At 41.6% G+C, this 14,567-nt stretch carries 17 protein-coding genes; 11 read left to right on the top strand and 6 right to left on the bottom strand.

Translation table 11 applies throughout. From position 1 onward, the window contains the following. Positions 1–2 precede the first annotated feature (2 nt). The 3 genes from glf to H589_RS0102125 all read left to right on the top strand — a co-directional run bounded on the left by glf (position 3) and on the right by H589_RS0102125 (position 3,181). Entirely contained in the window at positions 3–1,139 is a 1,137-nt protein-coding gene (gene glf / locus H589_RS0102135) for a UDP-galactopyranose mutase (RefSeq protein WP_051249584.1), read from the top strand. 136 nt (positions 1,140–1,275) lie between these two features. Then, positions 1,276–2,385 (top strand): hypothetical protein, encoded by a 1,110-nt coding sequence (locus tag H589_RS0102130; RefSeq protein ID WP_027720500.1) that lies wholly within the window; start codon positions 1,276–1,278, stop codon positions 2,383–2,385. 139 nt (positions 2,386–2,524) lie between these two features. Continuing rightward, positions 2,525–3,181, top strand: a complete 657-nt coding sequence (locus H589_RS0102125) for a DUF2959 domain-containing protein (RefSeq protein ID WP_027720499.1) — start codon at positions 2,525–2,527, stop codon at positions 3,179–3,181. 82 nt (positions 3,182–3,263) lie between these two features. On the opposite strand, the gene H589_RS0102120 is transcribed toward H589_RS0102125, so the two are convergent. From H589_RS0102120 to H589_RS0102095, 6 genes are all read right to left on the bottom strand, one after another. Further along, positions 3,264–3,647 (bottom strand): hypothetical protein, encoded by a 384-nt coding sequence (locus H589_RS0102120; RefSeq protein WP_027720498.1) that lies wholly within the window; start codon positions 3,645–3,647, stop codon positions 3,264–3,266. A gap of 20 nt (positions 3,648–3,667) precedes the next feature. Further along, the gene (locus H589_RS0102115) at positions 3,668–3,925 is read right to left on the bottom strand and encodes a helix-turn-helix domain-containing protein (protein WP_245577018.1); all 258 of its coding nucleotides are present in this window, start codon (positions 3,923–3,925) and stop codon (positions 3,668–3,670) included. Between the two features lie 297 nt (positions 3,926–4,222). After that, positions 4,223–5,815, bottom strand: coding sequence for an ArnT family glycosyltransferase (locus H589_RS0102110; protein ID WP_027720496.1), 1,593 nt, complete (start codon positions 5,813–5,815; stop codon positions 4,223–4,225). 77 nt (positions 5,816–5,892) lie between these two features. Continuing rightward, a complete protein-coding gene (acs, locus tag H589_RS0102105; RefSeq protein ID WP_027720495.1) occupies positions 5,893–7,773 on the bottom strand; it encodes an acetate--CoA ligase in 1,881 nt (626 codons plus the stop codon). Beyond that, entirely contained in the window at positions 7,751–7,930 is a 180-nt protein-coding gene (locus H589_RS0102100) for a hypothetical protein (protein ID WP_027720494.1), read from the bottom strand. The genes acs and H589_RS0102100 overlap by 23 nt, the downstream gene beginning before the upstream one ends. Positions 7,931–7,932: 2 nt before the next feature. Continuing rightward, positions 7,933–8,799 carry a LytR/AlgR family response regulator transcription factor gene (locus tag H589_RS0102095; RefSeq protein ID WP_027720493.1) on the bottom strand — a complete coding sequence of 289 codons (867 nt, stop codon included), beginning with the start codon at positions 8,797–8,799 and terminating at the stop codon, positions 7,933–7,935. Positions 8,800–9,000: 201 nt separating this feature from the next. Here H589_RS0102095 and H589_RS0102090 point away from each other — a divergent pair, with 201 nt between their 5' ends. From H589_RS0102090 to H589_RS0102055, 8 genes are all read left to right on the top strand, one after another. Further along, entirely contained in the window at positions 9,001–9,390 is a 390-nt protein-coding gene (locus H589_RS0102090; RefSeq protein WP_027720492.1) for a Fur family transcriptional regulator, read from the top strand. Positions 9,391–9,545: 155 nt separating this feature from the next. Then, complete coding sequence (rbr, locus tag H589_RS0102085; protein ID WP_027720491.1) at positions 9,546–10,121, top strand: rubrerythrin; 576 nt, start codon at positions 9,546–9,548, stop codon at positions 10,119–10,121. A 26-nt stretch (positions 10,122–10,147) separates the two neighbouring features. Next, positions 10,148–10,531 (top strand): desulfoferrodoxin, encoded by a 384-nt coding sequence (locus tag H589_RS0102080; RefSeq protein WP_027720490.1) that lies wholly within the window; start codon positions 10,148–10,150, stop codon positions 10,529–10,531. Between the two features lie 9 nt (positions 10,532–10,540). After that, complete coding sequence (locus H589_RS21040; RefSeq protein ID WP_027720489.1) at positions 10,541–10,720, top strand: rubredoxin; 180 nt, start codon at positions 10,541–10,543, stop codon at positions 10,718–10,720. Between the two features lie 27 nt (positions 10,721–10,747). Next, positions 10,748–10,906 carry a rubredoxin gene (gene rd, locus H589_RS21035; protein WP_027720488.1) on the top strand — a complete coding sequence of 53 codons (159 nt, stop codon included), beginning with the start codon at positions 10,748–10,750 and terminating at the stop codon, positions 10,904–10,906. A 93-nt stretch (positions 10,907–10,999) separates the two neighbouring features. Then, positions 11,000–12,205: an FprA family A-type flavoprotein gene (locus tag H589_RS0102065; protein WP_027720487.1), complete on the top strand. Its 1,206-nt coding sequence runs from the start codon at positions 11,000–11,002 to the stop codon at positions 12,203–12,205. A 207-nt stretch (positions 12,206–12,412) separates the two neighbouring features. Then, the gene (locus H589_RS0102060; RefSeq protein ID WP_027720486.1) at positions 12,413–13,111 is read left to right on the top strand and encodes a DVU0298 family protein; all 699 of its coding nucleotides are present in this window, start codon (positions 12,413–12,415) and stop codon (positions 13,109–13,111) included. 125 nt (positions 13,112–13,236) lie between these two features. Beyond that, a complete protein-coding gene (locus H589_RS0102055) occupies positions 13,237–14,550 on the top strand; it encodes a cytochrome ubiquinol oxidase subunit I (protein WP_027720485.1) in 1,314 nt (437 codons plus the stop codon). The last annotated feature ends 17 nt before the right edge of the window (positions 14,551–14,567 follow it).

Genomic DNA, 14,567 nt, shown 5'->3' with positions numbered 1-14,567 from the left:
GAGTGGCCGAACGGGATTATAAACATCTGATTGTGGGAGCAGGTATAACTGGTTGTACCATAGCAAGACGTATTGCCGAGGACCTTGGCGAGCCCGTTCTCGTCATTGAATGCCGGGATCATATCGGGGGGAATTGCCACAGTCACATAAATGCTGAAACAGGTGTTGAAGTCCATACTTACGGTACTCATATTTTTCATACAGACGAGCGAAGAGTATGGGATTTTCTAAACAGGTTTACTGACTTCAATAGTTATCGCCATAAAGTTATTACAACCTATAAGGGCAGAACTTATCATATGCCCGTTAACCTCCAGACTATTAATTCTTTTTTCGGACTTAATCTGCGTCCACATGAGGTTGAAAATTTTATTAAAGAGCAGAGTGCAAAAGAAAACATTATTGATCCGCAAAATCTGGAGGAAAAGGCAATCAGCCTGATCGGGCGGGAACTTTATGAAGCTTTTGTAAAAGGATATACTTTAAAGCAATGGGAATGTGATCCTTGTGAGCTGCCAGCAGAGATTATTACAAGGCTGCCTTTTAGGCATAATTATGAATGCGATTACTTTACCTGTCGTTATCAGGGACTGCCGTGGAACGGTTATCAGGTTCTTTTTGAAAATATGCTGGATCATGAACTGATTGATATTCGTTTAAACCATGATTTTTTTAAAATACAGGATCAATTACCGCAGAGCTGTAAGGTATATTATACTGGGCCGATAGATAAATATTTCAATTACTGCCACGGCGAGCTTAGTTGGCGATCCCTCCGTTTTGAGTACGAAGTTAAAGATGTACCGGACTATCAGGGAACTTCAGTTATGAATTATGCAGATGTTGATGTTCCTTATACAAGAGTCCACGAATATCAGCATTTGCATCCTGAAAGGTCCAATCTGAGAGGTAAAACGGTGGTTTCTCGTGAATATTCAATGAAATGGACATATGGGGAAGAGCCGTACTATCCCGTTAATACGCAGGAAGACCGCGACAAACTTGAGCTGTATAATCGTGAAGCAGCAAAGGTTGATAATGTTTGTTTTACCGGAAGGCTTGGTCAATATAAATATTATGACATGGATAAGGCGGTACTGGCAGCTCTTGAATTATGTGACGATCTCCTTAAGGTGTAGAACTGCCTGAAAATATTCATGCCTTTTAATTAGATAGAAGATAGTTTACGTTGAGTTATCTGTTTAATTTGGGGGAGGGGCATGATGAAATTATATTATATCTCTAAGAAATTTATTTTGAGAAAAGGAAATAAGTATGCTGTTTGACCAAGTTGGATCAAGAAGTATTCTTTTTTCCATTTTTATGTGCATTTTATTAACGGTGGTTACTAGTTCTCTTGTGCATGCAAGATCGTTATTCGGCAGTCCTGACAGTCTCGAGGAATCTGGCGCAGAATTAGCTAAGATACTTAGCGAATACGGGGTGTTGGACGGGAAACGAATTGCTGTTCTCGAATTTGAATCGATTGGGGAAAACGGCCCTTCGATGCTCGATAAACGTATTGCAGTGCATATTGCTACCAGGCTTGCCGTAATTAAAAAACGTACATGGACAGTTGTAGAGCGCTTTGATCTTGCACGCATGCAAAATGAACTAAGCGAGCATAAAGACACTTCCTTTGATTATAATACGTGGATGCGAAAAAGTTTGAAAGCTGATTTGCTGGTGCTTGGTAGTTATGTTCTGTCAAAGGAAAAACTTCATATCACAGCAAAGGTCGTGAATCCTGAGAGTGGTAGTACTCTGGCTTCAGCCTCAGTCAATCAGTATTTAGATGATGAAACCAGCCAACTTGCCCGCACCCGCAAGCCCGCAACTAATTTTGCAAAAGTTGCTGATGATATTAAGTCCATACTCATCGGAAGTAAGGGGAGTATGGAAACTACAGGTGGTTCACGGGTAAAGTTATTTAAATTGGTGGACGGAAAAAGAATTAACTTTAAGCGCGGGGAACTTCCTGTTTATAAAATCGGAGATAAAATGGGCTTTTCTATTAAGCCTCCTATTACATCCAGACTATATGTATTCAATTATGATCCAGCCGCTGAGCATGGTGAAGCTATACTACTTTATCCCATCCCTGATATGGAACCTTATGACTTTTTAGCTCAGCGCACCCGCTTCTTCCCTTCATTCGTATCTCATGGAGTTAGAGCATATGATGTTCAGGAACCGAGAGGGCGAATGGTTTTTAAAATTATCGGAGTTGAAAGTACGGTCGAAATGGATTTAACCAGATCATTCAAATTCAGAGATGGTGAATATTGGCTAGATTCAACGAATTTAACTGATTTTATTGAAGATTTGTCAACTTTGCCTGATGCCTCATGGTGGTCGGAGGATGTTGAATTCTGGATTCAGTAGAATTTTTCATTCATCATATCCTGTAAAGAGTTGGAAATTTATTTTATAAAAATAGCTTAGGTAGTTTTGACATCTGCACGGCTAGTTTCTATGTAGGCATTTCTGATTTTAATATGTCCAAGTTATTCGGAGGAAATTCATGCAACTGAATTGTAAGTTTGCCTGTTCATTTATGCTTTTATTGGTTGTCGGAATGGTCGGGTGTCAGCCAGCTTATTATAAAACAATGGAGACCTTCGGCTACCATAAGCGTGATATTTTGGTTAGCGATGTTGAGAAGGCTCGCGAATCACAGGAAGAAGCCAGTGAGCAGTTCAAAAGCGCTCTTGAAAAGTTCAGTGTTCTGACAGGCTTTCATGGTGGAGATCTGCAAGAAATCTATGAACGTCTTAACGATGAATTTGAAGCAAGTCGCGCTGCAGCTGATGATGTAACTAAACGGATTGATGCAGTTGAAGAAGTTGGAAACGATCTTTTTGATGAATGGAATTCTGAACTTGCTCAGTACACCAGCAAAAAACTTAGAAATGAAAGTCGAATTAAACTTTCCAAGACTAAAAGTAAATTTAAGAGGCTTGTGGCTGCGATGCGTAAGGCTGAGAAGAAGATTGGTCCGGTCTTAGGTGTTTTTCAGGATCAGGTTCTTTATTTGAAGCACAACCTTAATGCTCAGGCTATTTCATCTCTTAAAACAGAGCTTGATTCCCTCGAATCTGATGTTGGGGTACTTATTAAGGAAATGCAGAAGTCTATTGATGAGGCAGACTCGTTCATCAAGGAACTTAAGAAGAACTAAAAAAAACCCGGTACATATGTACCGGGGATTTTTTGCCTGTTAGTAAATATTAAACAATTTTTAAGCAGACAGAAGCTCTGCTTTATTCGTTTACAGCCTCAAGCTGCTTTTTTACATACTCTATTTCATCTGTAGAGTATTGCTCTGCCTCAGCAGCTAAGCCTTTGGCAAAAAAGGTCAGCAAATTTTCTGTATCCAGACCAAGCAGGATTGATCCATTTGAAACTATGCAGGTTTCACCTTGATCTTCCAGCAGATAAGCCCGTCTTTCACGTTTTAATCCGTCTCCGTTAACTACGCTGTACCCCGTACGCCCCTGCTCGGTACTGTAAATTTTTTCAGATACCAGCTCTCCGCTATTTTCATTGTAGTTAAGGGATTCATTTTCAATTTTCCCGGTAAAGGAAATTTGACCGCCGAAATCATTTTCCAGATTAACCCGTTTCTGGGCACCCGTTTTTTTCATGATTTGTCCACCGATGTTTGTCAAATGGGCAGTTTCAGTTGTTCAGAACTCTTGTCATCGTCTTTGCTCTTTTTGCAAGGAGCCTGCAAACCGGTTTCAATGTATTCCAGCAGAGAACTTTCCGGAACACGCCACTGGCTGCCAACTTTAATACCGCGAATCTTACCCTCCTGAATCAACCTGTAAGCTGTCCGTGGATGGATTCTTAGCGTGTCAGCTATCTCACGCACCGTGTATAGCGTAGGCGAGGGAGTCAAAGACTTGTCCTGATTTTTCAAATTTACACTACGATGTAATCCTTATGACATTATTTGTCAAAAAATGTCAAAGATTGTCATGAAAATGTACCTTTATCTGCCACAATACTCCAACAGGTATCAAATAGTCTGGAATTACACAGGAAATAATATATGAAAGTGAATAAGCTGGCGATGAACCACAAGTTCGTAAAAAATAATTTTAGATTTTTTATCGAAATATATTTTTAGGTTTTCAAAAAAAAATCCCCTCCTGTTTTAAAAACAGGAGGGGATTTTGTTTAAACTTTATTTAAGATAAGCTAGGTTTTAACTGTGTTAAAATCGTAATCTTTCATCTTTAGGCCAGTATCCGTTGTAATCATAACACAAATAGATAGTAAATTTGCGTGCTGGTTTACCACGGAAAGTAGTCTGGATGTGGATAGGCGGACTGATCCGTTTGAACATTTTAACAAGTTCTTTATCCGGCCCCTCTTTATATTTCTTGAGAACATATACGCAGTCCCAGCCTATCTTATCCTGAGGGCCAGGCCAAAGATCGTATTGGTTCATGCGTCTGTCAATCCATGCGCAATATGTGCGAGGCTGCCCCGGTACATAGAAGGCCAAGGCGGCAGTCATGTCATAGAGTTCACTCATGACAAATACTTTATCAGGATTTTTAAACTGGCTTTTTTCCAGTTCAGCGACCTGCTGTCCAAGATCTGTCCAGCCCTTCAAACGATGAGTTGGGTTCAAATTATCTGGTAGAGGAACAAGATTTTGAAAGTGCAGCACCATGAAAATGAAAAGACTCAAAAAAATCCACAATAAGCGGAAGTGTCCACGTCTGGCCCAAAATTTTTCAAAAGCAATTCCGGCAATTATGACACCGCTGACATAAGAAATTACGGCCCAGTTACCAAGCACTTTGGCGTGAAAGCTCCATATGAAAAAAAACAACCAGACTGGCAGGAAGAATATTGAAAGCAGGGCTGATTCTTTATTGTTGAGGCCCAGTTTATTTGAGTTTTTTTTATTAAAAGCAAATATTAAAGCGCCACCGCTGCTGATAAACATGAAAACAAGCCACCAAGGGGTTGCCATGCCTATCTGTTCACCAAGATATGGAAGAAAACGGTCAAACCTGATTATATGAGAGGCTCTGGCTCCGGAAGCTCCAATAAGATATAGAACATGCTTATACCCAACAAAGCCGTTTTGAATATTCCAGATCAATGTTGGGAGGAAGCCTACAAGTACCCCCCCTGCTAATGATAAAAAGAGCTTACGCCAGAAACCGTAGGGAAGTTTTTCTTTACGCATGAGCAGGAGACCATACATAATTGATAGGCCAACAAAACCAAGCATTGTGTATTTGGCAAGAATTCCCAGTGCCAGAAAAAAAGCAATCAAAAAGAATGGTTTAGTCCGTGATTCATTTGAATCGCGGTCAATACCCGGAGGATGAGGGATAGATGCAGCGTAAAGCGCGAATAATGCACAGGTCCAACTGAAAATAAATGGATTGTCTGTAGTCATCAAAATTCCAAGAGCCAGAAATACCGGCATGGAATTGTAAATGATCAGAGTCCAGATAGCTGCTCCGGGGCGCTTCAATATTTTTGATATACCCCAAAAAAGTACACTTTGGGTGAGTAGTGACCCCACAACAGAGCCAAACCTTACTCCAAATTCGGTATTTCCGAAAATAGATGTAAAAGTAGAGATTATCCAGGCGATCAGCGGACCTTTGGAGTAGTAGGTAAGCTGCATATGCCGGGTCCAGTCCCAGTACTGGGCCTCATCCTGCACAAGATTAAGCTGTCCTGTACTCAGGAACCATATACGTGCGAAAGTTGTAAACAGTATTATACAAACAGCCCATACTTCGGGCTTATTTTTAAAAGAAATTGATAATGATGACACTTACGTGACCTCCTTGCGGGGACTCTGTTAGCCGAGCCTGTAATATAAGACAAGTCTTGACGTTTGCAGAGGTCGGTTTATTTTAAAGCGGATCTTTTAATCTTGCCGCTGGATGTTTTAGGTAGTTCATCGCAGAATTCAATGCTGCGAACTATCACAATAGGACCAAGCTCACGGCGGATGTGCTCTTTCAGTTCCCTATGCAGATCATCAGATTCAGTTATACCGTGATTTAAAGTTACATGTGCTTTGGCAACCTGCCCCTTGATCTTATCAGCAACACCGATCACAGCTGCCTCCGCCACGTGAGGGTGGCTGGTCAATGCACTTTCAACTTCTGCCGTTCCAATTCTATGTCCTGAAATATTGAGAACATCATCGGCCCGGCCCTGAATCCAGAAATATCCATCTTCGTCTTTGCGGGCGACATCTCCAGCATAGAACATTCCGGGAATGTGACCCCAGTAATGGTTGCGAACTGCTTCATTGTCACCAAGCACGCCGCTGAACATGGAAGGCCAAGGTTTTTTGATAACCAGAAAACCTCCCTTGCCTGCCGGTACGGGATTTCCCTCTCTGTCTACTACATCAGCATATATACCGGGTAAAGGCCTGGTTACTGATCCTGGTTTGAGTACGGATACAGGCATAGGACTGATCATAATCATACCTGTTTCAGTCTGCCACCATGTGTCGAGAACCGGACACTGCCCCTTACCGATATTTTCGTAGAGCCATATCCATGCTTCAGGGTTGAACGGTTCTCCCACCGCACCAAGAATGCGTAGCGTAGAAAGATCATGTTGTTCCGGATACTTATGTCCGAAGCGCATTAATGTTCTTATCTGAGTCGGGGAAGTGTAAAAAATTGAGACTCCGTACTTGGAAATAATGTTCCACATGCGGTCTGCCTGTGGGTAAAGAGAGTGTCCCTCATACATAACGGTAGTGGTCCCGGCTAGAAGGGGACCGTATACCAGATAACTGTGTCCGGTGATCCAGCCCGGATCAGCAGAGCACCAGAAAATATCTGTAGGGCGTAAATCAAAAACCCACTTGAAGGTTCGGTGAACCCCTACCATATAGCCGCCGTGAGAGTGAATCATACCTTTGGGTGAACCGGTTGTACCCGATGTATGCAATATGAATAGCGGGTCATCGGCAGCCATAATTTCTGCAGGGGCATGAGACCGTTCATGGCGTACAAGATCTTCATACCAGCAGTCTCGTGCAGAATCCATGTCCACTTCAACATTAGCCCGATGAACTACAACAACTGATTCGGGTACATCCTGAGGGGTATCGAGAAGGGCACGGTCAACTTCTTCTTTAAGTCTGATAACCTGACCGTTACGATAAAAGCCATCTACTGTAACTACCACTTTGGGGTTAAGTTCACGGACACGTTCGCGGAGCAGGCGAGCTGAAAAACCGGAAAAAACAAGACAGTGTACAGCCCCGATACGGGCGCAGGCCAACATTGATATAACTGTTTCAGGGAGCTGAGGCATATAAAGAACTACATGGTCACCTTTTCCAACGCCAAGTCTCTTTAAACCATTGGCAAACCGGTTAACGGCTCTGTATAGTTCGTAATAGGTGTACTGACGGGAGTCTCCGGGCTCGCCTTCCCAGATAAGAGCAAGGCGGTTTTTATTTACAGTCTCGATATGGCGGTCAAGGGCATTGTAGACAATATTACATCGAGCTCCTGCAAACCATCGGTAATCAGGAGCATTAGAGTCATCTAGTACCTTTTCCCATTTAGTAAACCAGTCGAGTTTTTCTGCTGCCTCTTCCCAGTATGCGCAAAGGTCGTTATCCGCAAGTTCACGAGCTGCTCGTAAATCCTGTGGATTAACGCCAGCTTCGATAATCATCTGCGGCAGAGGTCTGAAGACCCTTTCTTCGTGCAACAGGCTGTCCAGTGTTTCTTTATGATCCACGGAGCCCTCCATTTTTTACTTCTACCAACGCTACCTCAATAAAAATTTGTTTTTTATCCAGCAAGCAGAATGCTTTTATAACAGATTTATCAACTCCATAAGAGCACACCTCCTTGAGGCAGTGCATTTCATACTCGACAAACGGTGCAAGGACTTCGGTAAGTGGCATAATTACATTCCGAGAATTTGTTTCAGTTTACCGATTCTTCGCCTGCTGATGGGTAATTCAATTCTAGTTCGTCCTGCTGTTCTCAGCATAAAGTTACTGCCTGGAAGTGAAGCTATTTCAGTTACCATTTCAAGGTTAACCAAATATTTGCGGTGCACTCTGAAGAAACGATGCGGGCCGAGACGCTCTTCAAGATATTTTAATCTATGAGATGTAAGGAATTTTTGATTAGCAGTATGCACATATGAATAGTCTTCATATGCTTCAACAAAGATAATCTGAGTATAGGGTATAAGAATCATTCTCCCATCCTGATTGACCGGAAGTTTTTCAATTTCCGGCTGACGGGTCTGTGAAAAATCCCATGCACTTTTAAGAGCGGAGAGGAATTTATCCTGTTCATCTTCGCCAAGTGATAGTTGCAGCGTTTCTTCTCCTGTTTCAACCCCGGAACCGGGTTCTTTCCAGTCTGAAGGTTCAGGGATTTCTCTGAAATGACTTTTAAATCGTGAAATTCGCTCTATGCTTTTATTAATGCGTTCTTTATTTGGGGGCCAAATGAGGTAATCAATAGCTCCCAGTTCGAAGGCCAGATACGCTTTAGTTTCATCTTCAGCAATAAATATGAGCCCAGGCTTATGCTTGCTTGCACCTAATGCTTGAGCCAATTCAATTCCACTGATACCTTCATTAAATTCAAGGCTGAGGAATATTATTCCATATCCGACGGCCTTATGGAGTTCCAGAGCTTCATCTGCAGAAATAGTTTCGCCCAGAACACGCACTATTTTTGATCCACTTAAATATTTGCGGATTTCAGATCGGACACTTGCGTCCGGATGCAGTATGAGAGCTTTAAGACTAGGCAAAATTTCTCCGAGATTGCAAATTTGCGAATTATTATTGAGATAGCTTTAAATGCAGTCTATCGCAAGGCTATAGTGTTTGTATTTTTACTTAAAATTATTAGCTAAGTATTTTTATTAAGTTGTGCGTAAAAAATATGTACAGCTTGACAAACAACTTGACTAAAATGAGAACTATTACTACTAGTGTATCAAGAGGTCATTATGAAAATAGGACAAAGAAGATCAAAGCAAAGGGAACTCATTCTTGAAGAGCTCAAGGGACTTACTTGCCATCCCACGGCAGACGAGCTGTATGAGTTGGTTCGGAAAAGGATTTCTAATATCAGTCTTGGTACTGTTTATAGAAATCTTGAGCTGCTTGCTGCAAATGGAGTTATCCTTAAGATTGAAACCGGTGGAAAAAACCGGTTTGACGGCATGGCTACACCACATCCGCACATAAGATGCATGGAGTGTGGGAAGGTTGATGATGTGAAGCATGAGGTAGATACTCCTAAGCTGGATATTTCTCAATCTCGTGGATATCTTGTAAAAGGGTGTTCTGTTGAGTATTTTGGCTTATGTCCAGAGTGCAGAAAAGATTCTAACTAAAATATAATTCAACATTTTAGTCAGGTAGGGTAGTTTATAACTGTCTGAAGGGATATTTTTGTATAAAAAAACTGACATCAATCTTGATACTTGTTACATTTGTTTTATTACTAACTCTTAATCTATTATTTATAAAATTATGAAGGAGAAAGAAAATGTCCGGACTTAAAGGTTCACGTACTGAAAAGAACATTTTGACTGCGTTTGCTGGTGAATCACAGGCACGCAACCGTTACACTTACTTTGCTTCTCAAGCCAAAAAAGAAGGCTTTGTACAGATTTCTAAAATTTTTGAAGAAACTGCAAATCAGGAAAAAGAACATGCAAAACGTTTGTTTAAACTTCTTGAAGGTGGCGAAATTGAAGTTTCAGCTTCCTTTCCCGCAGGCGTAGTAGGAACCACTGTTGAAAATCTTAAGGCTGCAGCCGGTGGTGAAAGAGAAGAGTGGGAGCATATGTATCCTGAGTTCGCTAAAATTGCGGAAGAAGAAGGTTTTAATACTGTCGCAGCAATTTTTAAAGCCATCGCTGTTGCAGAAGAATTTCATGAAAAACGCTATCTTGCCCTTGCAAAGAATATTGATGATGGTAAGGTTTTCAAAAAAGATGGTCCTGTAGTATGGCAATGTCAGAATTGCAGTTATATCCATACTGGGGATACAGCTCCAAAACAGTGTCCTGCCTGTGCACATCCAGAGGCTCATTTTCAGTTGGTCTGTGAAAACTGGTAAAAACTTAATTTTCTGCGGAGGGTAACATGGCTGAATTGTATGAAGTTTATAAATGTGATGCTTGTGGTAACATTACTATGGTTATTCATGGCGGTGCCGGAGAACTGGTTTGCTGTGGAAGCCCGATGAAACTTATGACTGAAAATACAGTTGATGCTGCTAAAGAAAAGCATGTTCCTGTCATTGAAAAAATTGACGGTGGATATAAAGTTAAAGTTGGTGAAGTCTCCCACCCTATGGAAGAAAAACATTGGATCGAGTGGATTGAGCTGGCTTGTGGTGACACTCGTTATTTTAAACAGCTTGCTCCTGGTATGGCTCCCGAAGCTGAATTCTACGGTAAATTTGACGGACCGGTAGTTGCCCGTGAATACTGTAATCTTCATGGCTTGTGGAAAGCTTCCTCTTAAGAGTTGACCATGGCTGAACCTAAAGATATGTATCAGTGTCAGGTGTCTAATTGTGGTTTTATCTACAATCCTGATAAGGGTGATCGAAAAGGTAAGATAGCTAAAGGTGTTGCTTTTACTGATCTTCCTGAGGACTGGAAATGTCCGGTCTGCGGAGCTAGTAAAAAATCATTTAAACCTCTTGGCTGATTTTAAAATTACTTACGGAGATTCAAAATGAAATATGTATGCTCTCTTTGTGGATGGGTTTATGACCCAGCTGTGGGTGACCCCGATGGTGGAATTGATCCCGGTACTAAATTTGAAGATATTCCTGATGATTGGGAATGTCCTGTCTGTGGAGCAGGAAAAGACGATTTCGAGCCTGAAGATTAATCACTCGGAAGCGCTGTAAGAATAAATTTAATAAAAGCCGGGTAAAATTCCCGGCTTTTATTTACTTAACTGAAATAATACTAGGAAGTTAAAGTGAGACCTGTTGAAATTAAAGAAGGTGTGCATTGGATTGGTGTAGTCGACTGGAATTGTCGTAACTTTCATGGCTATGCCCACTCATCTAAAGGCACAACCTACAATGCTTTCTACATTGAAGATGAGAAAAAGGTGCTGGTTGATACTGTTTCAAAATCATTTGAAAGCCAGTTTCTTTGTTCTTTGTCCCATCTGACTAAACTTGAAGAAATTGATTACATTGTTGTCAACCATCTTGAACCTGATCATGCAGGTTGTCTGGCCCGTATGGTTGAAGTCTGCAAGCCTGAAAAAATCTTTGTTTCTCCAATGGGGGGCAAAGCTCTTAATACTTTTTTTGACTGCGAAGACTGGCCTATTCATATCATCAAGCCCGGTGAAGAAGTTTCTATAGGTAAACGCACTTTGCGTTTTTACGAAACCAGAATGCTGCATTGGCCGGATAATATGTTTACCTACATCCCGGAAGAGAAAATGCTCTTTACCAGTGATGCATTCGGTCAGAACATTGCTTCCAGCGAACGTTTTGTTGATGAAGTTAGCAAAGAGTTGGTTTCTGAACAGTTACAGCAGTATTTTGCTAACATCATTACCCCTTATGCTCCAAAGGTTATGAAAACCCTTGAAACATTTGCTGGTCTTAACCTTGATTTGGACACCGTTTGCCCTGACCACGGTCTTATTTTTAGAGGCGATGATGTCGCTTATGTTCTGGAGAAGTATACTGAGTATGCAAACCAGACTCCTAAAAATAAAGCAGTAATTTTTTACGATACAATGTGGAAATCCACTGAGCGCATGGCTAACTCTATTGCCTCCGGTATTGCTTCTGAAGGTGTGTCCGTAAAGGTCATGGCTGTTAAAGCAAATCACCATAGTGATATTATGAGTGAAGTTTTTGATTCTGCAGCTGTTGTGATCGGTTCTCCAACACACAACAACGGTATTCTGCCCGGTATGGCTGATGCACTCACATATGTGAAAGGTCTGCGTCCTCAGGGTAAGATTGGTGCTTGTTTTGGATCTTTCGGCTGGAGTGGTGAGTGTGTGAATATCCTCACGGAATGGCTGGAGACCATGAAAATGGAAATTATTGAGCCCGGTATTAAAGCTAAAAATCGCCCAAGTCATGACAGTCTTAAGGATTGTTTTCAGATGGGTGTGGACATTGCTAAAGCAGTGAAAGCAAAAACCGGTAAATAGAATTTAACCCTGCGGGCTGGCTTGAATGCTGGCTCGCAGTATATACCACTGGTATGTAGACAATTTTTTTAGGTTTAATTTATTTAAAATTTAGATTAAATTCTAAATAATAGAGACTTGTTGCTACAAAAACGCTAACAGTTCTTTTTATGAATAACTTTTGCCTCAAAACTAATATTCACTACTTGTGCTGAAGGGAGGCGTGTTATGGCTGTAGGACGGAAAATAAAAAAAGCAGTAGTGACTGCTTTAGCTTGTGATGATTGGGATTTAGAGTTTTCAAAACTCATGGATCAGCATTCAATGCAAACTCTCATTGCTCCACTTTTTTCATCGCTTTGTGCTCCTGCTGTAATCGTTCGCTGGCATGGTGTTACATGTTTTGGTAAAGTTGTTTCAAAGCTAGCAACTGAAGATGCTCCGCGAGCACGAATAGTAATGCGCCGGATAATGTGGATGCTCAATGAGGAATCAGGTGGATGTGCCTGGGGCGTACCTGAAGCAATGGGAGAGATTACAGCTGTAAATAATCTCATGGCCGAAGAGTATGGACGAATTCTTTTGAGTTATTGCCACGCAGAAGAGGGAAAACCAGAGAACTATCTTGAATTCACAACTCTGCTCAGGGGAGCAGTATGGGGTGTAGCAAGACTTGCGCAGGACAGACCTGAAATGGTTATTCCAGCAGGGAATGATCTTATAGGCTTTCTGCAAAACTCTGATCCGGTCATTGCAGGTACTGCATGTTGGGGGCTTGGTGCTTTAAAATCATTAAAATCTGTCAAAGCACTTGAAGCTTTGCAGGATAATGATACTGTTATTGATATTTACAAAGACTGTTTACTGCAATCAGTATCAGTGGGAAGGTTGGCACAGGAGGCTCTGGATAAAATTTCCAGAGGTTAACAGGTTGCAATTGTATCACCCAGCTATGCAGCTGTGTTGCGTAGTTTCCTAGAGTGGTTGTTATTGTAATTTGTGAACGATGATTCAACATTTTGTTGAAAACATATTGAACAAGGAGAGGAATGATGGATGTTCTGATGCTGTCAAGGCTACAATTCGCCATGGCAACAATGTTCCACTTCATTTTCGTACCACTCACACTGGGACTTTCCGTAATGGTTGCCGTAATGGAAACTATGTACGCAAGCACAGGTAAAGAAATTTACCTGCGCATGACCAAATTTTGGGGAAAGTTATTCGTCATTAACTTTGTTCTTGGTATCGTTACAGGTATCACGCTTGAATTTCAGTTCGGAACGAACTGGTCCCGTTATTCTGAGTATGTAGGGGATATTTTTGGATCACTTTTGGCTATTGAAGCTACAGTGGCCTTTTTTATGGAGTCGACTTTTCTTGCCGCATGGATTTTCGGCTGGAAAAAGTTTTCACCGAAAGTTCATGCAATGTTTATTTGGATTGTAGCAATTTCATCTAATATATCAGCTGTCTGGATTATTCTAGCCAATGGATGGATGCAGAATCCCGTTGGTTATGTTATCAGAAACGGTCGAGCTGAGTTAGATGATTTTACTGCCGTAATCTCCAATTCCTTTGCATGGGGACAGTTTTTCCATAACGGTTTTGCCGCTTTTATGGTTGCCAGTTTTTTTGTTATGGGCATCAGTGCTTACCATCTGCTGCGTAAAAACGAAGTGGAGTTTTTCACTAAGTCATTTAAAATGGGACTTGTTACAGCTTTTATTTTTTCTATTGCTGTTGCAGCTCAAGGTCATTCTCACGCTCAGACTGTTGCTGTTAAGCAGCCTGAGAAGCTTGCTGCTATGGAAGCTCTCTGGGATACAGCTGAGAATGGGGCTCCAATGTATCTCCTTCAGATGCCTGACGAGAAAAATGAAACTAATTCTGTTGAATTTCTGGGTATCCCCGGTGGGCTTAGTTTTCTTGCTTTCAACAGCTTTGATGCTCCTGTTAAAGGACTCAAAGAGTGGCCTAAAGAAGACCGTCCTCCAGTCACCATTACCTTTCTTGCTTTCCGCCTAATGGTCGGACTTGGTACTCTCTTCCCGCTTCTGTGCATCTGGGGCTGGCTGAAGAGGAAAAATCTTACTGAGAACAAGCTATACCTGAAGGTAATGCTTCTTGCTATTCCATTGCCTTATATTGCGACCTGGGCAGGCTGGGCTGTTGCTGAAGTAGGACGCCAGCCGTGGATTGTTTATGGTATCATGAAGACAAGCGATGCTGTCTCGCCTATCGTAACAAGTCAGGTGGCCTTTTCATTTATTGCTCTGACTTCTCTATACACCCTGCTGGGTGCTGCAGAGTTGTTCCTGCTGGCAAAATTTGCCCGTAAAGGACCTGAACCTGAGAAGGCTTAAGAAGCTGTAAGACAAGG

This window comes from Maridesulfovibrio zosterae DSM 11974 (genome assembly GCF_000425265.1).
GTDB classification, from domain to species: domain Bacteria; phylum Desulfobacterota; class Desulfovibrionia; order Desulfovibrionales; family Desulfovibrionaceae; genus Maridesulfovibrio; species Maridesulfovibrio zosterae.
The sequence above is the reverse complement of the archived record's forward strand: the minus strand, read 5'-3'. Positions and strand labels throughout refer to the sequence as shown.

Excerpts from the sequence above, each read along its gene's own strand:
- H589_RS0102130 (WP_027720500.1), top strand. The coding sequence starts at position 1,276 with ATGCTGTTTGACCAAGTTGGATCAAGAAGTATTCTTTTTTCCATTTTT.
- H589_RS0102125 (WP_027720499.1), top strand. The coding sequence starts at position 2,525 with ATGCAACTGAATTGTAAGTTTGCCTGTTCATTTATGCTTTTATTGGTT.
- H589_RS0102120 (WP_027720498.1), bottom strand. The coding sequence starts at position 3,647 with ATGAAAAAAACGGGTGCCCAGAAACGGGTTAATCTGGAAAATGATTTC.
- acs (WP_027720495.1), bottom strand. The coding sequence starts at position 7,773 with ATGGAGGGCTCCGTGGATCATAAAGAAACACTGGACAGCCTGTTGCAC.
- H589_RS0102100 (WP_027720494.1), bottom strand. The coding sequence starts at position 7,930 with ATGCCACTTACCGAAGTCCTTGCACCGTTTGTCGAGTATGAAATGCAC.
- H589_RS0102090 (WP_027720492.1), top strand. The coding sequence starts at position 9,001 with ATGAAAATAGGACAAAGAAGATCAAAGCAAAGGGAACTCATTCTTGAA.
- rbr (WP_027720491.1), top strand. The coding sequence starts at position 9,546 with ATGTCCGGACTTAAAGGTTCACGTACTGAAAAGAACATTTTGACTGCG.
- H589_RS0102080 (WP_027720490.1), top strand. The coding sequence starts at position 10,148 with ATGGCTGAATTGTATGAAGTTTATAAATGTGATGCTTGTGGTAACATT.
- H589_RS21040 (WP_027720489.1), top strand. The coding sequence starts at position 10,541 with ATGGCTGAACCTAAAGATATGTATCAGTGTCAGGTGTCTAATTGTGGT.
- rd (WP_027720488.1), top strand. The coding sequence starts at position 10,748 with ATGAAATATGTATGCTCTCTTTGTGGATGGGTTTATGACCCAGCTGTG.
- H589_RS0102060 (WP_027720486.1), top strand. The coding sequence starts at position 12,413 with ATGGCTGTAGGACGGAAAATAAAAAAAGCAGTAGTGACTGCTTTAGCT.
- H589_RS0102055 (WP_027720485.1), top strand. The coding sequence starts at position 13,237 with ATGGATGTTCTGATGCTGTCAAGGCTACAATTCGCCATGGCAACAATG.